Source organism: Thermomonospora echinospora (assembly GCF_900108175.1).
GTDB lineage: Bacteria > Actinomycetota > Actinomycetes > Streptosporangiales > Streptosporangiaceae > Thermomonospora > Thermomonospora echinospora.
Window position 1 is genome coordinate 192169 of record NZ_FNVO01000007.1, and the last position, 18816, is coordinate 210984.

General features: G+C 72.6%; 13 protein-coding genes. 9 read left to right on the forward strand and 4 right to left on the reverse strand.

What is annotated here, in order from left to right; genetic code table 11:
• Window positions 1-38: 38 nt before the first annotated feature.
• The 5 genes from C4U03_RS18390 to C4U03_RS18410 all read left to right on the forward strand — a co-directional run bounded on the left by C4U03_RS18390 (window position 39) and on the right by C4U03_RS18410 (window position 5817).
• A complete protein-coding gene (locus C4U03_RS18390) occupies window positions 39-881 on the forward strand; it encodes an amino acid ABC transporter ATP-binding protein (protein WP_103939020.1) in 843 nt (280 codons plus the stop codon).
• A gap of 37 nt (window positions 882-918) precedes the next feature.
• A complete protein-coding gene (locus C4U03_RS18395) occupies window positions 919-1788 on the forward strand; it encodes a glutamate ABC transporter substrate-binding protein (RefSeq protein ID WP_103939021.1) in 870 nt (289 codons plus the stop codon).
• Window positions 1789-1866: 78 nt separating this feature from the next.
• Window positions 1867-2553: an amino acid ABC transporter permease gene (locus C4U03_RS18400; RefSeq protein WP_103939022.1), complete on the forward strand. Its 687-nt coding sequence runs from the start codon at window positions 1867-1869 to the stop codon at window positions 2551-2553.
• Window positions 2550-3539, forward strand: a complete 990-nt coding sequence (locus C4U03_RS18405) for an amino acid ABC transporter permease (RefSeq protein WP_103939023.1) — start codon at window positions 2550-2552, stop codon at window positions 3537-3539. Before C4U03_RS18400 ends, C4U03_RS18405 begins: the two co-directional genes overlap by 4 nt.
• Window positions 3540-3795: 256 nt before the next feature.
• Window positions 3796-5817, forward strand: coding sequence for a dipeptidyl-peptidase 5 (locus tag C4U03_RS18410; protein WP_103939024.1), 2022 nt, complete (start codon window positions 3796-3798; stop codon window positions 5815-5817).
• 342 nt (window positions 5818-6159) lie between these two features.
• On the opposite strand, the gene rny is transcribed toward C4U03_RS18410, so the two are convergent.
• The 3 genes from rny to recA all read right to left on the reverse strand — a co-directional run bounded on the left by rny (window position 6160) and on the right by recA (window position 11533).
• A complete protein-coding gene (gene rny, locus C4U03_RS18415; RefSeq protein ID WP_103939025.1) occupies window positions 6160-7740 on the reverse strand; it encodes a ribonuclease Y in 1581 nt (526 codons plus the stop codon).
• Between the two features lie 573 nt (window positions 7741-8313).
• Window positions 8314-8904, reverse strand: a complete 591-nt coding sequence (recX, locus tag C4U03_RS42995) for a recombination regulator RecX (RefSeq protein ID WP_407701436.1) — start codon at window positions 8902-8904, stop codon at window positions 8314-8316.
• 1525 nt (window positions 8905-10429) lie between these two features.
• Complete coding sequence (gene recA, locus C4U03_RS18425) at window positions 10430-11533, reverse strand: recombinase RecA (protein ID WP_103939026.1); 1104 nt, start codon at window positions 11531-11533, stop codon at window positions 10430-10432.
• A gap of 247 nt (window positions 11534-11780) precedes the next feature.
• Here recA and C4U03_RS18430 point away from each other — a divergent pair, with 247 nt between their 5' ends.
• Window positions 11781-12638: an ATP-grasp domain-containing protein gene (locus C4U03_RS18430; RefSeq protein ID WP_103939027.1), complete on the forward strand. Its 858-nt coding sequence runs from the start codon at window positions 11781-11783 to the stop codon at window positions 12636-12638.
• Between the two features lie 19 nt (window positions 12639-12657).
• Here the strand turns inward: C4U03_RS18430 and C4U03_RS18435 are convergent, their stop codons facing one another.
• Entirely contained in the window at window positions 12658-12852 is a 195-nt protein-coding gene (locus C4U03_RS18435) for a DUF3046 domain-containing protein (RefSeq protein WP_103939159.1), read from the reverse strand.
• A gap of 81 nt (window positions 12853-12933) precedes the next feature.
• Between C4U03_RS18435 and C4U03_RS41905 the strand changes: the two genes are divergently transcribed.
• The 3 genes from C4U03_RS41905 (at window position 12934) to C4U03_RS18450 (ending at window position 18801) form a co-directional block, all read left to right on the forward strand.
• Window positions 12934-17772 carry an Lhr family helicase gene (locus C4U03_RS41905; RefSeq protein ID WP_235017949.1) on the forward strand — a complete coding sequence of 1613 codons (4839 nt, stop codon included), beginning with the start codon at window positions 12934-12936 and terminating at the stop codon, window positions 17770-17772.
• Window positions 17773-18111: 339 nt separating this feature from the next.
• Complete coding sequence (locus tag C4U03_RS40480) at window positions 18112-18249, forward strand: hypothetical protein (protein ID WP_160147035.1); 138 nt, start codon at window positions 18112-18114, stop codon at window positions 18247-18249.
• Window positions 18250-18597: 348 nt separating this feature from the next.
• Window positions 18598-18801, forward strand: a complete 204-nt coding sequence (locus tag C4U03_RS18450; protein ID WP_103939028.1) for a hypothetical protein — start codon at window positions 18598-18600, stop codon at window positions 18799-18801.
• The last annotated feature ends 15 nt before the right edge of the window (window positions 18802-18816 follow it).

An 18816-nucleotide genomic window follows, 5' to 3' on the forward strand; every position in this document is an offset into this window, starting at 1 on the left:
AGCGTCCCACCGGCATCGATGCCATAGAGTCCGAAGCCATGACGGACAGCGGCATCGAGGCCGGTGGGACGAACCTGCGCAAGGACGACCCGCCCAAGGACGACGTGTCCGGTGCTCCCGCGGGCACCCCCGCGCCGGACGACGGCAGCCCCCTCGTCAGGCTGGAGAAGGTCAACAAGTACTTCGGCCAGCTGCACGTCCTGCGGGACATCGACCTGAGCGTCCAGCGCGGCGAGGTCGTCGTCGTGATCGGCCCCTCCGGAGGCGGCAAGTCCACGCTGTGCCGCTCGATCAACCGGCTGGAGCCCATCGACGGCGGCGTCATCGAGGTGGACGGCAGGCGGCTGCCCGAGGAGGGCAAGGAGCTGGCCAGGCTGCGCGCCGACGTGGGCATGGTCTTCCAGTCGTTCAACCTCTTCGCGCACAAGACGATCCTGCAGAACGTGACGCTGGGCCCGATGAAGGTCCGCAAGGTCGCCAAGGCCGAGGCCGAGCGGGAGGCCATGGCGCTGCTGGAACGGGTGGGGATCGGCGCCCAGGCCGCCAAGTACCCGGCCCAGTTGTCCGGCGGGCAGCAGCAGCGCGCCGCGATCGCCCGTGCGCTGGCCATGAAGCCCAAGGTGATGCTGTTCGACGAGCCCACCTCGGCGCTGGACCCGGAGATGGTCAACGAGGTGCTGGACGTGATGACCGGGCTGGCCCGCGAGGGGATGACCATGATCGTGGTCACCCACGAGATGGGCTTCGCCCGGCGCGCGGCCAACAAGGTGGTCTTCATGGCCGATGGCCAGATCGTCGAGGAGAACACCCCCGAGGAGTTCTTCACCAACGCGCGCACCGACCGCGCCAGGGACTTCCTTTCCAAGATCCTCACGCACTGAGACCGAGTCAGCCGGCCCAGGAAGCAAAGGAACGCATATGCGAGTACGTCAGATCGCCGCCGTCGCCGCGGCGGCGGCGCTGGCCCTCAGTGTCGCCGCCTGTGGCAGCGACACCGAGAAGCAGGAGGCCGAGAGCAAGTCCCTGGTCCAGCGGGCCAAGGAGAGCGGCAAGCTCGTCGTCGGCATCAAGTTCGACCAGCCCGCGCTCGGCCTCAAGAAGCCCGACGGCACCTACGAGGGCTTCGACGTCGACGTGGCCAAGTACATCGCCAAGGAGCTCGGCGTCCAGGAGAGCGGCATCACCTTCAAGGAGGCCCGCTCGGAGAACCGCGAGTCGTTCCTGGCCAGCAACCAGGTCGACCTCGTGGTGGCCACCTACTCCATCACCGACTCGCGCAAGCCCAAGGTGACCTTCGCCGGGCCGTACTACGTCGCCCGCCAGGACACGATGGTGCTGGCCGACAACAACGACATCACGAAGGCCACCGACCTGAAGGGCAAGAAGCTCTGCCGGGCGGCCGGGTCCAACTCCTGGCGCCGGGTCACCGAGCCGCCGCCGGACGGCAAGCTGGACATCGACGCCGAACTGGTGGACGCGACCGGCTACTCCGACTGCACCGCCAAGCTGGAGTCCGGCGCGCTGGACGCGGTGACCACTGACGACCTGATCCTGGCCGGCTTCGCCAGCCAGCAGAAGGGCAAGTTCAAGGTCATCAACGACCCCTTCACCGACGAGAAGTACGGCGTCGGCGTCAAGAAGGGCGACCTGGAGACCTGCGAGGCCGTCAACAAGGCCATCACCAAGATGTACTCCGACGGGACCGCCAAGACGCTGCTGGAGAAGCACTTCTCCGGCACCGGGCTGAAGCTGGTCACCACGGTTCCGCAGTTCGAGGGTTGCGCCTGATCCTCTGATCGTCTCTGACGCAGGTCGTGCCGGCGCCCCGGCCGGGGCGCCGGCACGACCCTGACCCCGTGGATCCTCATGGACCAACTCCTGGACTTCAGTCCGGTCTTCGAAAACCTCGACCAGATCCTCGCCGGGTTCTGGGCGACGATCCGGATCGCCGTGGTGACCGCGGTGCTGGCGCTGCTGTTCGGCACCTTCCTGACGGCACTGCGGGTCTCGCCGATCCCGGTGCTCAAGCGCACCGGCGGGTTCGTGGTGAACCTGCTGCGCAACACGCCGCTGACGCTGGTGCTGGCGATCTGCATCCTGGCCGTCAACGACACCCTCAAGGTGACGCTGTCCTCGGTCGAGGGCGTCAACCGGTACTGGTGGGGCGTGCTCGGGCTGTCGGTCTACACCTCGGCGTTCGTCTCCGAGGCGCTGCGGTCGGGCATCAACACCGTGCCGATCGGGCAGGCCGAGGCCGCCCGCTCCATCGGGCTGACCTTCACCCAGTCGCTGCGGATGATCATCCTGCCGCAGGCGTTCCGGGCGGTCATCGCCCCGCTGGGCAGCGTGCTGATCGCCATGATCAAGAACACCACCGTGGTGGGCGCGGTCGCCTACGGCAGTGAGGCGGCCGCGGTGATGAAACTGATGTTCTTCGATCTGGGCGCCTCCATCCCGATCTTCATCGGTTTCGCGATCGGCTACCTGATCCTGACCCTGCCGACCGGGTTCTTCTTCGGCTGGCTGGCCAAGCGAATGGCGGTGGCGCGATGAGCCGGCAAGAGGCGACCGTCCTGTTCGACGCGCCGGGCCCGCGCGCCCGGCTGCGCCACAACATCCTCACCGCCGTGGCGGTCGTGGTGCTGCTGGCCCTCGCGTACGTGGTCTACGCCCGGCTGGACGAGCGGGGGCAGTGGGCGGGCGAGCTGTGGGAGCCGTTCGTCGACTGGCAGGTCTGGGAGAACCTCATCCTGCCCGGCCTGAAGAACACGCTGGGGGCCGCCGCGGTGGCCTCGGTGCTGGCGCTGCTGTTCGGCGTCGTGTTCGGCCTGGCCCGGCTGTCGGACCACTGGTGGATCCGGGTCCCGGCGGGCGCGGTGGTGGAGTTCTTCCGGGCCATGCCGCTGCTGATCCTGATCTTCCTGGCGTTCTTCGTGCCGCCGGCGGTCAGCCCGATCATCGCCGACGGGCCGTTCGGCAACGCGCAGCGGGTCCTGGTGGACAACGTCCTGTTCGTGTTCGGCGTGGAGATCAACGCCGGGAACGTGACCGTGCCCGCCTTCGCCGCGCTGGTCTTCGGCCTGGTCATGTACAACGGCTCGGTGCTGGCCGAGGTGGTGCGGGCCGGCGTGCTGGCGGTGCCCCGCGGGCAGTCGGAGGCCGCCTACGCCATCGGCCTGCGCAAGAACGCGGTGATGCGGCTGGTGCTGCTGCCGCAGGCGATCACCGCGATGATGCCGGCGGTGGTCAGCCAGTTGGTGGTGCTGCTCAAGGACACCGCGCTCGGGTTCATCATCGCCTACGCGGACCTGCTGAGCGCCGGGTTCCGGATCGTCCCGGCCAACTACCACAACCTGGTCCCGGCGGCGATCGTCGTCTCGGTCATCTACATCGGGATGAACATGGCCCTCAGCCGCCTGGCGACCTGGCTGGAGGGCCGTACCCGCCGCAGTCCCAAGACCTCGGCCGCCACGCTCGGCGTCGGCACCGGGACCCCCGCGGCCACCGGCATGAGCCAGGTGGGCACCGGCAACGACTGAGCCACCGTCGGGAGTTCATCGTCCGGGGCGCCATCGGGAGACCGGTGGCGCCCTGCGCGTTCTCCGCAGGCTCTCCGCGGACCTGGCGGGTCGGTGGGTGAACGGGGACCGTGGAAGCGGCAGGTCACGGCTTCGTGACGGCCGTCACGCGATCGTCACGGAAAGCCGATCTTGCGAGGTCGGCGGCCGAATATCGTTAAGAACTCAACTCGCCGGTCAGGCCACAATCGTGCCCGGTTTGCGGGACGATTCGGTTATGACCGCTCGCGTTCCCCTCCCCTACGGCTCCTGGCCCTCCCCCATAGCGGCCGCCGACGTCGCCCGCGCCCGGCTGCGCCTGAGCTTCCCCACCATCCACGGCGGCGACGTGTGGTGGCAGGAATCCCGGCCAGAGGAGGGGGGACGCACCACGGTCGTCCACCTGGCCGGCGGTCATCGCACCGAGTTGCTCCAGGCGCCGTGGGACGCCCGCACCAGGGTGCACGAGTACGGCGGCCGGTCGTACCTGCCGGTGCGCATGGAGGGCGGTCACGCCCTGGTCTTCGCCAACTTCGAGGACCAGCGGCTGTACCTGCTGGAGGCGGGTGACGCCAAGCCCCGGCCGCTGACTCCCGAGCCCGCGCTGCCGGGCGGCCTGCGGTACGCCGACTTCGTCCTGTCGCCGGACCTGGACGAGATCTGGTGTGTCTGCGAGGGCCATACCCCCGACGGGGTGCGGCGGGCCATCGTGGCGGTCCCGCTGGACGGCCGGGCGGCCGAGGACGCCGGGGCCATCCGCGAACTGGCCAGCGGCAGTGACTTCTACGCCTCCCCCACGCCCTCCCCGGACGGCGGATACCTGGCCTGGGTGCAGTGGAGCCACCCACGCATGCCGTGGGACGGCACCGAGGTCCGCGTGGCGGCGCTGCAGGACGGCAGGGCGACCGCCCCCCGCACGGTCAAGGGCGGGATGACGGAGTCGGCGCTGGCTCCCCTGTGGCGGGACGAGCAGTCCCTGTACGTGATCTCCGACTGGCCCGGCTGGTGGAACATCTACCAGGTGGGGCTGTACGGGGAGTCGCCGCAGGCGCTCTACCCGGCCGAGGAGGAGTTCGCCGCCCCGCTGTGGCAGCTCGGCGGCATGCCGTACGCCCTGCTGGAGGACGGGCGGCTGGCGGTCCTGCACGGCGAGGGCGACCAGCGGCTGGGCGTCTACGACCCGGAGACCCTGGAGCTGACCGATCTGGACCTGCCCTACGACGACTGGCAGCCCGCCCTGTCGGCGCACGGCGGCGTCATCGTGGGCATCGGCGGCTCGGCCACGCAGCCGAACACTGTCGTGCGCATCGACGCCGCCTCCGGCCGTGCCGAGGCGCTGCGCCGCGAACTGGACGACGTCCCGGACGCCGCCTACCTGCCGGCGCCGCGCGACGAACGGCTGGAGGGCCCGTTCGGGCGGCCCGTGCACGCCTACGTCTACCCGCCGGCCAGTCCCGAGGCGGAGGGCCCGGCCGGCGAGCTGCCCCCGTACGTGGTGTTCGTGCACGGCGGCCCCACTGGACGCGCCTCCAGCGTGCTCAGCCTCGAACGGGCCTACTTCACCAGCCGCGGCATCGGCGTCGTCGAGGTCAACTACGGCGGCTCCTCCGGCTACGGCCGCGCCTACCGGGAGCGGCTGCGCCGCCAGTGGGGCGTGGTGGACGTCGAGGACGCCATCGCCGCCGCCCGGGCCCTCATCGACCAGGGCGTCGCCGACCCGGACCGGCTGGCCATCCGTGGGGGCAGCGCGGGCGGCTGGACGGCGCTGGCCGCGGTCACCCAGACCGACGTCTTCCGGGCCGCCACGTCCTACTACGGCATCAGCGACCTGCAGACCCTGGTGGCCGAGACGCACGACTTCGAGTCCACCTACCTGTTCGGGCTGATCGGGCCCCTGCCGGGCTTCGAGCGCGCCTACACCGAACGTTCCCCGTTGACCCACGCCGACCGCACCGCCTGCCCGGTGCTGCTGCTGCAGGGCACCGAGGACCCGGTGGTGCCGCCCGCCCAGTCCGAGCAGTTCGCCGCCGCCCTGGCCGCCAAGCGGACGCCGTACGCCTACCTTGCCTTCGAGGGCGAGTCGCACGGCTTCCGCCGCGCCGACACCGTGATCACCTGCCTGGAGTCGGAGCTGGCCTTCTACGGCCAGACCCTGGGCTTCGAGCCCCGCGACGTCCGCCCGGTCGAGCTCACCGTGGGCGCCCCGGCGGCCCCGGCCTCCGCCGATCCCGCCCCACCGTCGCCCCCCGCCCACCCGTGACCTCGGGGGCGCGGCCACCGCGCCCCCGGTGAACGCACCACCCGGCCCGGTCGCCCCCGGGAATCCGGGCCACGTCCCGATCCGCGGAAGAAGCCCATCGCCCTCCGGTCAGCGGACGGGCTGAGCGGCCGACAGGGACGGAACGGCCAGCAGGGACGGACGGAGCAGCCGGGCAGGTGGGCGGGGCGGTCAGCGGGCCGACGGGGCGGTCGGCGAGCGGAGCGGCCAGCGAGCGGGCAGGCGGAGTGGTCGGCGGACGAGCGGCTGGCGAGCGGAGCGGCCAGCGGGTGGACGGGGCGACCGGCTGGCGGGCGAAGCGGTCGGCGGAGGCGAGCGAAGCGGTCAGCGGGCGAACTCGGTGGCGCGGGACTCGCGGACCACGGTGACGCGGATTTGGCCGGGGTAGGTCAGCTCGTCCTCGACCTGCTTGGCGATGTCGCGGGCGATCACCTGGGCCTGGATGTCGTCGACCGCGTCGGGCTTGACCATCACCCGAATCTCCCGGCCGGCCTGCATCGCGAAGACCTTGTCCACGCCCTCGTGCCGGTCCCGGGCGATCTCCTCCAGCCGCTCCAGCCGCTTGACGTAGGCCTCCAGCGACTCGCGGCGGGCGCCCGGACGGCTGCCGCTGATCGCGTCGGCGGCCTGGGTCAGCACCGCCTCGACGGTGCGCACCTCGACCTCGTTGTGGTGGGCCTCGATGGCGTGCACCACGTCCTCGTGCTCGCCGTAACGGCGGGCGATCTCCGCGCCGATCAGCGCGTGGCTGCCCTCCACCTCGTGGGTGAGCGCCTTGCCGATGTCGTGCAGCAGCGTGCAGCGCTTGGCCAGCTCCACTGGCAGCCGCAGCTCGGCGGCCATGATCCCGGCGATGTGCGCGGACTCGATCAGGTGCTTGAGCACGTTCTGCCCGTAGGAGGTGCGGTAGCGCAACTGGCCGAGCAGCGTGATCAGCTCCGGATGCATGTCGGTGATGCCCAGCTCGACGAGGGCGTCCTCCCCGGCCCGCACGCACAGCCGCTCCACGTCGGCCTTGCTGCGCTCGTAGATCTCCTCGATCCGTTGCGGGTGGATCCGCCCGTCCAGCACCAGCTTCTCCAGGGTGAGCCGGCCCACCTCGCGCCGTACCGGGTCGAAGCAGCTCAGCAGCACCGCCTCGGGCGTGTCGTCGATGATCAGGTTGACCCCGGTGGTGGTCTCGAAGGCCCGGATGTTGCGGCCCTCCCGGCCGATGATCCGGCCCTTCATCTCGTCGCCGGGCAGGTGCAGCACCGACACCACCGACTCGGCGGTCTGCTCGCTGGCCACCCGCTGGATCGCCAGCGTCACGATCTTGCGGGCCCGTTTGTCGCCCTCGGCGCGGGCGGCGCCCTCGATCTCCCGGGTGATCAGCGCGGCCTCGCGCTTGGCCTGGTTCTCGATCATGGCGACCAGCTCGTGCTTGGCCTGGTCGGCGGTGAGCCCGGCGGCCTGCTCCAGCACCCGGCGCCGGTCCTCGTCCAGCCGGTCCAGCTCGGCCTTGCGGGCCTCCAGCGCCCGCTTGGTCTCCGCGAGCCGCCGCCCGCGCTCCTCCAGCCGGCGCACCTCGTCGTCGAGCCGGCGTTCCCGCTCGGCCAGCCGTGCCTCGCGGCGCTCCAGGTCCTCGCGGAGGGTGCGCAGATCTTCCTTCAGCGACCTGGCCTCGCCCTCCAGCTCCGCCCGGACGGTGTCGGCGGCGCTGTGCGCCTGGGCCTCGGCCTTGTGGAGTATCTCCTGGGCGTCGGCCTTCGCCTGCGCCCTGATCTCGTCGGCCTCGCGACGGACCGCGCCCAGCTCGTCCTCGGTGGGCGCGGGCGGGGCGGGCGGGACGACCGAACGGCGCAGCAACAGCACCAGAGCGACCAGGGTCACCAGCAACGCGGCACCCAGCAGGACGCTCACCATGGCGCAGACCCTTCTCGGGGGGTGCCGGGGGTCACCCCCCGGGCCGGGCTCGTCTCGGTGCGGGTCCCACCGGCAGGGCGGGGACCTGCGATGCGAGGACCTACCCGCGCCCGTGGATCACCGGACGCCCGCGTCAAGCGCCGAACACGGACCGTCACCTGGGCCGGGCGGCCAGGCCCGCGGTCCGTCCAGCGGAACCCGAAGGTCCGCGGTGTCTCCCTCGATACCTCTCAGCTGCTCGAACGTGCTGGGTCGTATGGCAATCCGCAGTGCGCGGAGTAACTCCTCACTGCCGTAACGGTAAGCGGCCGACAGGTAATGAGCAAGCAAACCCAGGGCATTCCGGACTAACCGTACGTTGCCGTGAGGACTTCCTTACCGCTCTCCTGACACCGAATCACGACTTCATCGGCCTTCTCTCCGCCCGTCTCCGGGCGGTCTCCCCGCCGTCAAGCTCCGTCCGGCTCGGGCGTGTCGGCCCCGGCCGGCGCGGGGATCGGGGCGAACGGGGAAGCACCTCCGGCGGCCGGCCGGCGGGACGGTGCGTCCCGGACGACCGGGCGAAGCCACAGGTCAGTCGTCCAGCTCCGGCGGCTCGAACGCCTCCGTCTCGGCGCCGTCCTCCTCCAGGGCCTCTTTGACGACGCGGTAGGCCAGGCCGGGCGGGTAGCCCTTACGGGCGAGCATCCCGACCAGGCGGCGCATGCGCTTGGCCGGGTCCAGCCGCCGCGTCGATGGCAGCTTGCGGCCGACCAGTTCCCGCGCGGTGCGTTCCTCCTGCTCGGAGTCGAGGGACTCCACCGCCTCGTGGACCGTCTCGTCCGCCACGCCGCGCCGGCGCAGCTCACTCGCCAGCGCCCGCCTGGCCAGACCACGGCCGGCATGCCGGGACTGCACCCAGGCGCGGGCGAACGCCTCGTCGTCGATGAGCCCCACATCGGTGAACCGGCCCAGCACCCGTTCGGCCACCTCGTCCGGAACGCCCTTACGCCGAAGCGCGTCGGCGAGCTGGGCCCGCGTCCGCGGCGAGGCCGTCAGCAACCGCAGACAGATCTCCCGCGCCACCGCCTCAGCCCCACCCGAGGCCCCGTCCCCCATCCCAGAAGACCACTCGTCTGCCTCCGCCGACGACCGACCCCGTCGCGCAGCCCGAGCACCCCCCACCCCGGACGGCCGCTCGCCCTCTTCTCCCGGTGGCTGAGCCCGCTCCGCCCCCGAAGCATCCTGCGCACCAGCCGCCGACTCACTCCCCTCCAGCGGCGACCAGGCCAGCCGTGTGCCCGAGGCAACCCGCGCCCCGGGCGGCTGTCCGTCCGCTCCCGCCGAAGACCGATCCTGTCGCGCAGCCGGGACGCTCCCTGCAGAAGACTGCTGCTGACCCACTTCTACCGGCGCCTCGGCCTGCCACGCGGCCTGAGCATCCCACGTCTCGGACGTCTGCTCCCCCACCCCTGCGGACGGCTGGGCTTGCCACACGCCCGAGGTGCCTTCGGTAGCAGACGACCGCTCGTCCGTCCCGGTGGACGGCCAAGTCCGCTGCGCAGCCTGGACGTCCGATACATCGGCCGGCTGCCGACCTGCATCTGCGGGGGGACCAGCCGACCACGCGGCTTGGGCGTCCCATGCCCTAGTGGAATGCTCGCCCGCTCCTGCGGCCGGCCAAGCCCGCCGAGTGCCCGGAGTCCCCTCCGAACCGGACGACTGCCCGCTTGTTTCTGCGGGCGGGCCGCCCAGCCAGGCGGCCTGAGCATCCCACTCGTTGGACTGCTGCTCCCCTGCCCCTGCGGATGGCCGGGTCTGCTGAGTTTCCCTCGCCTCGGACGGCTGCTCGACTGCGCCTGCGGGCGGGGCGACTTCCCAGGCGGCCCGGGCGTCCCACACGCCAGTGGGCTGCTTTCCTGTTTCTGTGGACGGCTGGGTCTGGCGGGTGTTCGGAGTGTTCTTCGTGTCGGCTGGTTGGTCGTCTGCTTGTGCGGGCGGGCCGACTTCCCATGCGGCGTGAGGGTCCCATGCCTCAGCTGGCCGTTCGGCCGTCCCGGTAGGCGACCAGGTTCGCTGCGCAGGCCGGGGGGTCGACACATCGGCCGGCCGCTCGTCCGCATCTGCGGGTGGGCCTACCAGCCAGGCGGCCCGGGCGTCCCAGGGCTGGGATGGCGGAGAGCCATCCGGCGCCTGGGGTGGACGGGCTTGTGGGCTGTCCGGCCTGCCCCATGGGTCGGATGGCTGTTCGCCTTCTGGTGCGGGTGGGCCGGGCTGCCATACGGCCTGGGCGTTCCACGGTGTGGGTGGTGGAGCGCTCTGCCCACCGGAAGGAGGTGTATCCGTGGCGTCCGTCGCCGACGTTGACCGGTCGGTGGCGGGTGAGGCCGGCGGCTGCGCGGGAGGTGCAGCGGAAGGTGTCCTCGTGGCACGAGGGCGTGGCTTTCCGGGCGTGGCCGAGGGGCGATCCGCCGGGGAGGCGTCGGCGGGGCCCTGGTGGGCTCCGGTGGGCTTGTCGGGCGGCTCGTGCGGTGAGCCGTCCGGGGGCGGGGCGGGGTGCCGGGTGGTCATGGCAGAACTCCGTGAGCGGCGGCGCCCTTGGGGAAGGGCCGCACACCGGCGAGCCGGTGTGGAGCACGGCGCCGCCGCCCCACCAGAGAGATCATCCCTTACACATCGTCAAAATTCACCCTGATCGAGCGACTCCAGGTCAGGAATCGCCCGACTTGGCGGCCTTGGCGCCGGCCTTGCGGCCGGTCGGCGCGGCGGGCGCGGCCGGGGCCGGGGCCGGGGGCGCCGCGTCGGCCTCCTTGTCCAGGCGCGGGCCGACCCCCAGCTTCTCCTTGATCTTCTTTTCGATCTCGTCGGCGATGTCGGGGTTGTTCTTCAGGAAGTTGCGGGCGTTCTCCTTGCCCTGGCCGAGCTGGTCGCCCTCGTAGGTGTACCAGGCGCCGGCCTTGCGGACGAAGCCGTGCTCGACGCCGAGGTCGATCAGGCCGCCCTCCTTGCTGATGCCCTGGCCGTAGAGCAGGTCGAAGTCGGCCACCTTGAACGGCGGCGACACCTTGTTCTTGACGACCTTGACCCGCACCCGGTTGCCGACCGCCTCGGTGCCGTCCTTGAGGGTCTCGATCCGCCGCACGTCGAGGCGGACCGAGGCGTAGAACTTCAGCGCCCGGCCGCCCGTGGTGGTCTCGGGGGAGCCGAACATCACGCCGATCTTCTCGCGGAGCTGGTTGATGAAGATGGCGGTGGTCTTGGTCTGGTTGATGGCGCCGGTCATCTTGCGCAGCGCCTGCGACATCAGGCGGGCCTGCAGGCCGACGTGGCTGTCGCCCATCTCGCCCTCGATCTCGGCGCGCGGCACCAGCGCGGCCACCGAGTCGATGACGATGATGTCGATGGCGCCCGAGCGCACCAGCATGTCGGCGATCTCCAGGGCCTGCTCGCCGGTGTCGGGCTGGGAGACCAGCAGGGCGTCGGTGTCGACGCCGAGCTTGGCGGCGTACTCGGGGTCGAGGGCGTGCTCGGCGTCCACGAACGCGGCGATGCCGCCCTGCTTCTGCACGCTGGCGACCGCGTGCAGGGCGATCGAGGTCTTGCCGCTGCCCTCGGGGCCGTACACCTCGACCACCCGGCCGCGCGGCAGGCCGCCGATGCCGAGCGCGATGTCCAGCGAGATGGACCCGGTGGGGATCACCTCGATGGGCACCCGGGCCTCGTCGCCCAGCCGCATCACCGAGCCCTTGCCGAACTGCCGCTCGATCTGGGCGAGCGCGGTCTCGAGAGCCTTGTCCCGGTCGTTTGCTGCCATGAGATGCCCCTGTCTAATCCCAGGCCGTACGACCGGCCCTGGCGACTTCGCTTTCGGTCGAGAGCGACGTTACGGCGGCCCACCGACAGTTTTCGAGCCCCTGCCGAGACTGTGGACGAACGTCGTGCACGGAACCCACTCTACCGAACATCCGTTCGATCATGGCCGGGCTCGCCGATTCGCCCGCCAATCACCGTGCGCCACGCCGCGCGGTCGCCGTACGCTGGCCGGGTCGGAGGGGACCACCATGACGCTGACCGTCGTCTTCTGCGCCGATCCACTCAACCCCCGGCGCGTCGAACCGCACTTCGCGCGAGAGGCCGCGGCCGTCCGGGACCACTACGGCAACGTGGTCCTGATCGAGCACGACGCGCTGCGGCAGGGCGACGTCCTCACCGCGATCCGGCGCGTCCCCCGCCACCTGGGCCCAGCCTGGTACCGCGGCTGGATGCTGACCGGCGCGGAGTACACGGCGCTGGCGTCGGCGCTCAAGGAGCGCGGCACCCCCCTGCTGACCCATCCGGAGGACTATCTCAGGGCGCACGAGCTCCCCGGCTGGCACGACACGTTCGCGGGGCTGACCCCGATGAGCGTGTGGCGCCCACTGCCGCCCCGCACCGTCCCCGACGACCTGGCCGAGCTGGTACGACCGCTGCCGCCCGGGCCGGCGGTGGTCAAGGACTACGTGAAGTCGCGCAAGCACGAGTGGGAAGAGGCCTGCTACGTGCCGGACGTCAAGAACGTGGCCCAGTTGCGCAGCATCGTGGCGAAGATGGTCGCGTTGCAGGAGGACTTCCTGGCCGGGGGCCTGGTGGTGCGCGAGTACGAGTCGTACGACACCGGCGAGGCCCGGGTGTGGTGGGTGGACGGCGAGCCGGCGCTGATCGGGCCGCACCCGGACGAGCCCGACCTGTATCCGGAACCGGAACTGGACGCGGTCGCCATGGCCGTGCGCGCGCTGGGCTGCCGGTTCATCACCACCGATCTGGCGCGCCGCACCGACGGCCGGTGGCGGGTGGTGGAGGTCGGCGACGGCCAGGTCAGCGACCTGCCGTCCACCGTGGACCCCATGGACCTGTACGCCCACCTGCCCATCCCGGAATAAGCGCCGCCGCTCCCGCAGGTCAGCGCAGACGCTGGGGGACGTCGAAGGTGGCGCAGACCGCCTCCCAGACCCGCTTGGCGGATTCCCCGTCGGCCAGGGCCTGGTCGATCGTGCGGCCGTCCAGCTCGGCCAGGACGTAGTCCTTGGCCAAGCTCTCCGCGTAGGTCTCGCCGAAATGTTGTTTCATCCTGTCCCAGAACACCGAAAGCCGCACGACGGCCACGTTACCCACCCGCGCGGCCGGGCACCCGGCTCGGCGGCCGGTTTTGTCCCCGGCGCCGGGCAAGATGGGGGCATGCGCGATGACGTGCTCGAACGTTTCTCCCCCGCGACCCGCGCCTGGTTCACCGGGGCGTTCGCCGGGCCCACCGACGCGCAGGCCGGGGCCTGGGAGTCGATCGCGGGCGGCGAGCACACGCTGGTGGTCGCGCCGACCGGCTCGGGCAAGACGCTGGCGGCCTTCCTGTGGTCGCTGGACCGGCTGGCGACGGCCCCCGCGCCGCCCTCGGACCGGGAGCGGCGCTGCCGGGTGCTGTACGTCTCGCCGCTGAAGGCGCTGGCCGTGGACGTCGAGCGGAACCTGCGGGCCCCGCTGACCGGGATCCGCCAGTCGGCGCGGCGGCTGGGCCTGCCGGAGCCGGACGTGCGGGTGGGCGTGCGGTCCGGCGACACCCCGGCCGACGAGCGCCGCCGGCTGGTGACCCGGCCGCCGGACATCCTGATCACCACGCCCGAGTCGCTGTTCCTGATGCTGACCTCCCAGGCGCGGCAGGTCCTGCGCGGGGTCGACACGGTGATCGTGGACGAGGTGCACGCGGTGGCCGGCACCAAGCGCGGCGCCCATCTGGCGCTGTCCCTGGAACGGCTGGACGCCCTGCTGGAGCGACCCGCGCAGCGCATCGGTCTGTCGGCGACCGTGCGCCCGGTCGAGGAGGTGGCCGCGTTCCTGGGCGGCGGGACCCGGCCGGCCCAGGTGGTGCAGCCTCCCCGGGACAAACGTTTCGACCTGCGGATCGTCGTCCCGGTCGAGGACATGGGCGAGCCGGGCCTGCCGCAGGACGGCCGGGCGGAGCCGGGCGCCGGGGTGACCCCGCGCAGGTCCCTGTGGCCGCACGTCGAGGAGCGGGTGCTGGACCTGATCGAGGCCCACCGTTCGACGATCGTGTTCGCCAACTCGCGGCGGCAGGCCGAGCGGCTGTGCGGGCGGCTGAACGAGCTCGCCTACGAGCGCGAGTACGGCCCCGTCCTCCCGGACGGCGCCGTCCCCGCGGAGCTGATGGCGCAGGCGGGGATCGCCAGGGGCGCGCCCCAGGAGGTGGCGCGCGCCCACCACGGGTCGGTGTCCAAGGAGGAGCGGGCCGGCATCGAGGAGGCCCTCAAGCAGGGGCGGCTTCCGGCGGTCGTGGCCACCTCCAGCCTTGAGCTGGGCATCGACATGGGGGCGGTGGACCTGGTCGTCCAGGTGGGGTCGCCGCCGTCGGTGGCGGGCGGCCTGCAGCGGGTGGGCCGGGCCGGTCACCAGGTCGGCGCGGTCTCCAAGGGCGTCATCTTCCCCAAGTACCGCGGTGATCTGGTGCAGACGGCGGTGGTGGCCGAGCGCATGGGCGGCGGCGACATCGAGGAGCTGCACTACCCCCGCAACCCGCTGGACGTGCTCGCCCAGCAGATCGTGGCGATGGTGGCGATGGACGAGTGGCCGGTGGACGAGCTGGAGGCCACGGTCCGTCGCGCCGCCCCGTTCGCCACGCTGCCGCGGTCGGCGCTGGAGGCGACGCTGGACATGCTGGCCGGCCGCTACCCGAGCGAGGAGTTCGGCGAGCTGCGGCCACGGCTGGTGTGGGACCGGGTGACCGGGACGCTGCGCGGCCGTCCGGGGGCGCAGCGGCTGGCGGTGACCAGCGGCGGCACCATCCCCGACCGCGGCCTGTTCGGGGTCTTCCTCGTGGGCGAGCGCACCTCCCGGGTTGGCGAGCTGGACGAGGAGATGGTGTACGAGTCGCGGGTCGGCGACGTGTTCGTGCTGGGCGCCAGCTCGTGGCGGATCGAGGACATCACCCCCGACCGGGTACTGGTGTCCCCCGCTCCGGGGCAGCCGGGCAAGCTGCCGTTCTGGCATGGCGACAGCCCGGGGCGCCCGGCCGAGCTGGGACGGGCGCTGGGGGCCTTCACCCGCGAGTTGTCGCGGCTGCCGCGTGAGCGGGCCGCCGAACGGGCCCGCGCGGCGGGCCTGGACGAGTGGGCGGCCGGCAACCTGGTCGCCTACCTGGACGAGCAGCGGGAGGCCACCGGCCACGTCCCCGACGACCGCACGCTGGTGGTGGAGCGTTTCCGCGACGAGCTGGGCGACTGGCGGCTGGTGGTGCACTCGCCGTTCGGCGCCCGGGTGCACGCGCCGTGGGCGCTGGCGATCGCGGCCAGGCTGCGCGAGCGGTACGGGGTGGACGCGCAGGCGATGCACGCCGACGACGGCATCGTGCTCCGCATCCCCGACTCCGACGAGCCGCCCCGGCTGGACCTGGCGGTGTTCGACCCCGACGACATCGAGCGGATCGTGGTCGACGAGCTGGGGTCGTCGGCGCTGTTCGCGGCCCGTTTCCGGGAGTGCGCGGCGCGTTCGCTGCTGCTGCCGCGCCGCCGCCCGGATCGCCGCATGCCGCTGTGGCAGCAGCGGCAGCGGGCGGCGCAGCTGCTGTCGGTGGCGAGCAAGTACGCCTCGTTCCCGATCGTGCTGGAGACGATGCGCGAGTGCCTGCAGGACGTGTTCGACGTGCCAGGGCTGGTCGGGCTGATGCGGGACCTGGCCGGGCGCAAGACCCGCATGGTGGAGGTGGAGACCCCCGAGCCGTCCCCGTACGCGCGCTCGCTGCTGTTCCACTACGTGGGCGCGTTCATGTACGAGGGGGACGCGCCGCTGGCCGAGCGCCGGGCGCAGGCGCTGGCGCTCGACTCCGCGCTGCTGGCCGAGCTGCTCGGCCAGGCCGACCTGCGGGAGCTGCTCGATCCGGAGGTCGTCGCCGAGACCGAGCGCGAGCTGCAGCGGCTGGCCGCCGACCGCCGCGCCCGGGACGCCGAGGGCGTCGCCGACCTGCTGCGCGCCTTGGGCCCGTTGTCCACCGAGGAGGTCGCCGCCCGCATCGTCCCGCCGCCCGCCGAGGCCCCGGCAGGTGCGGGCGACCGCGTGGTGCTCCGCGAGCACCCGTCCCCGGCCGCCGTCGAGGCGGACGAGACGCCGGACGGCGACCGGGACGGCCGGCACCCGAGTCGACCGGACATCGACGGCACCGGCCATGGGCAGGTGGATTCCGTACGCTCCGCTGTGCCAGGCGGCTTCCATGACGGCGGCGTTGCGCCACGGGCGCGGGTCGTGGCGGGGCAGTGGCTGGTGGAGCTGGAAGGGGCGCGACGGGTCATCCGGGTGCGGGTCGCGGGTGCCGAGCGCTGGGCGGCGGTGGAGGACGCCGGGCGACTGCGGGACGCCCTCGGGGTGCCGCTGCCGGTCGGCGTGCCGGAGGCGTTCCTGGAGGTCGCCGATGATCCGCTGGGCGATTTGGTGTGGCGGTACGCCCGCACCCACGGTCCGTTCCGGGCGGGTGACGTGGCGGTGCGGTTCGGGCTGGGGCCCGCGGTGGTGCTGGAGGCGCTGCGGCGGCAGGCGGCCGCCGGCCGCGTCGTCGAGGGCGAGTTCCTGCCGGTGGAGGCCTTGTCCGGGCCGGTCGGCAGCGAGTGGTGCGACACCGGCGTGCTGCGGACGCTGCGGCGCCGCTGCCTGGCCCGGCTGCGGGCGGAGGTGGAGCCGTCGCCGCCCGAGGCGCTGGGCCGGTTCCTGCCCGCCTGGCACGGTGTCGGTGCCGGCCGGCTGCGCGGCATGGACGCCCTGGTCCAGGCGATCGAGCAGGTGCAGGGCGCGGCGGTGCCCGCCTCGGCGCTGGAGTCGCTGGTGCTGCCATCACGGGTGCCGGGCTACTCCCCCGCGCTGCTGGACGAGCTGACGTCGGCCGGTGAGGTGGTGTGGGCCGGGCAGGGCGCGCTGCCTGGCGGGGACGGCTGGATCTCGCTGTACCTGGCCGACACCGCGCCGCTGCTCATGCCGGAGCCGGTCGAGATCACGCTGACGCCGGTGCACGAGGCCGCGCTGGAGGCGCTGTCCGGCGGCGGCGCGCTGTTCTTCCGCACGCTGTCGGACCGGGTGAACGCGGTGGGCGCGCAGGCCGCCGACCAGGACCTGGTGGCGGCCCTGTGGGACTTGGTGTGGGCGGGATACCTGACCAACGACACCCTGGCGCCGCTGCGTGCCGCGCTCGGCTCGGGCCGTCCGGCGCACCGGCCCCGCCCGTCCCGGCGCGGCCGCCCGGTGCTGCCGTCCCGGACAGGCCCGCCGACCGTGGCCGGGCGCTGGTGGCTGCTGCCCGACAGGGAGGACGACCGGACCCGCCGCTCGCACGCGCTCGCCGAGACGCTGCTGGAACGCCACGGCGTCGTGATCCGGGGGGCAGTGGCTGCCGAGCGCGCCCCCGGCGGGTTCGCGGCCGTCTATCCGGTCCTGCGGGCGCTGGAGGAGGCCGGCCGCTGCCGCCGCGGCTACTTCGTGGAAGGGCTGGGCGCCGCCCAGTTCGCGCTCCCCGGCGCCGTGGACCGGCTGCGGGCCCTGCGCGAGCCGCCGGGCTTCGCGGAGGGCGGCCTGTCCGGCGACCCGTGGTCACCGGCCTCCGATCCCTGGAGCACCGGCCGCGCGCGTCCGGGCGAGGCCGCCCGGGACCGGCCGCGGGCCCTCGTGCTGGCCGCCGCCGATCCCGCCAATCCGTACGGCGCCGCCCTGCCCTGGCCGGAACGCGACGGCGAGGCCGCCGGCGGCCACAAGCCCGGCCGTAAGGCGGGGGCCCTGGTCGTCCTGGTCGACGGCGCCCTGGTCCTGTACATCGAACGGGGCGGCCGCACGCTCCTGTCGTGGGCCGACGAGCCGGGCGTCCTGCAGTCGGCGGCCGACGCCCTGGCCCTGGCCGTCCGGGAGGGGGCACTGGGCAAGCTCACGGTGGAACGCGCCGACGGGGAGTCCATCGGTTCGTCCCCGCTGGCCGAGGCCCTGGAGGCCGCGGGCTTCCACCCCACTCCTCGCGGTCTGCGCCTGCGCGCCTAGCACGGTGGCCCCCGGCGTTCGCCGGGTCGGTACGGCCGAGGCCGTCGACATGGCTGGGATGGGGCGCGCGATCCGGCCCTCCGGACGCCGTGGCCGCCCGGTGAACACCGCGACGGCCCCGGGCGGGTGCGGCGCGGGGTGACGGCCGCCGGGGCGGGGCGGGGCGTTCTGATGAAAAGGGCAGCGGAGGTTCAGCGAACGCCAAGAGTTCGGTCCCACCTTGGGAAGAACACGAATCATCCTTGCGGCGGATACCCAGTGCGGGTGTGTTCTGAAACCATTGAGGTCAACGGGGTCAGTGGTGGCGGGGGGAAAGTCACCGCAGAACGGGGAGCAGTCATGACACCGACAGCACGGTGGGCCATCGCACAGCGGCGCAAGCGCCAGGTGATCACCCGTACGGTCCGCGACCGGGCCATACACGATCCACGGCGCCGGGAGCCCGTCCTGGCACAGGTCTCCACCACGAAGAAGTAACCCACGACGTCCGGGACGCCCCGGACGCGACTCCGGCCCGACCCCGCCGTGGTCACGCGATCTCCGGAACGCGCGACCACGGCGGATCCGTTTTCCGGGCATTCCCCCGGCGTGACCCGCCGCGCCGCCTCCCCACCGTGTCACCTCTCCGCTGCGCCACCTCCCCACCGCACCGCCTCTCCGCTGCGCCACCTCCTCATCGCGCCGCCTCCTCACCGTGCCGCAGCCGTATCAGCCGGTCGCCGCCGGACGTTCTCCGTCCTTGTCCAGAGGGTTCAAGGAACGCCCCAGGTCAACCTTCGTTGACAATCCTCGGTCGTCAACATAAGTTGACCCCAGGAGGTGGAGATGACGCGTACCGGCTTCTATGAGGACGAGGACCCGCTGGCGGAGCTGCGAGCACTGGCGCGGGCGCGGCGGGAGCTGGAGCGGTCGCTGGCCGTCGGCGTCCGCCGGGCCCGCAACCGCGGGATCTCCTGGCGGCTCATTGCGATGACCTTCGGGACGAGGCCACGGACCCTGCGCCGCCGCTACGGGGGACGCAAGCACTGACGGCCCCCTGCCCTG

What these genes read in the sequence shown, in the direction of transcription:
- C4U03_RS18390 (WP_103939020.1), top strand. Translation starts at nt 39, where the DNA reads ATGACGGACAGCGGCATCGAGGCCGGTGGGACGAACCTGCGCAAGGAC.
- C4U03_RS18395 (WP_103939021.1), top strand. Translation starts at nt 919, where the DNA reads ATGCGAGTACGTCAGATCGCCGCCGTCGCCGCGGCGGCGGCGCTGGCC.
- C4U03_RS18400 (WP_103939022.1), top strand. Translation starts at nt 1,867, where the DNA reads ATGGACCAACTCCTGGACTTCAGTCCGGTCTTCGAAAACCTCGACCAG.
- C4U03_RS18405 (WP_103939023.1), top strand. Translation starts at nt 2,550, where the DNA reads ATGAGCCGGCAAGAGGCGACCGTCCTGTTCGACGCGCCGGGCCCGCGC.
- C4U03_RS18410 (WP_103939024.1), top strand. Translation starts at nt 3,796, where the DNA reads ATGACCGCTCGCGTTCCCCTCCCCTACGGCTCCTGGCCCTCCCCCATA.
- rny (WP_103939025.1), bottom strand. Translation starts at nt 7,740, where the DNA reads ATGGTGAGCGTCCTGCTGGGTGCCGCGTTGCTGGTGACCCTGGTCGCT.
- recA (WP_103939026.1), bottom strand. Translation starts at nt 11,533, where the DNA reads ATGGCAGCAAACGACCGGGACAAGGCTCTCGAGACCGCGCTCGCCCAG.
- C4U03_RS18430 (WP_103939027.1), top strand. Translation starts at nt 11,781, where the DNA reads ATGACGCTGACCGTCGTCTTCTGCGCCGATCCACTCAACCCCCGGCGC.
- C4U03_RS41905 (WP_235017949.1), top strand. Translation starts at nt 12,934, where the DNA reads ATGCGCGATGACGTGCTCGAACGTTTCTCCCCCGCGACCCGCGCCTGG.
- C4U03_RS40480 (WP_160147035.1), top strand. Translation starts at nt 18,112, where the DNA reads ATGACACCGACAGCACGGTGGGCCATCGCACAGCGGCGCAAGCGCCAG.
- C4U03_RS18450 (WP_103939028.1), top strand. Translation starts at nt 18,598, where the DNA reads ATGACGCGTACCGGCTTCTATGAGGACGAGGACCCGCTGGCGGAGCTG.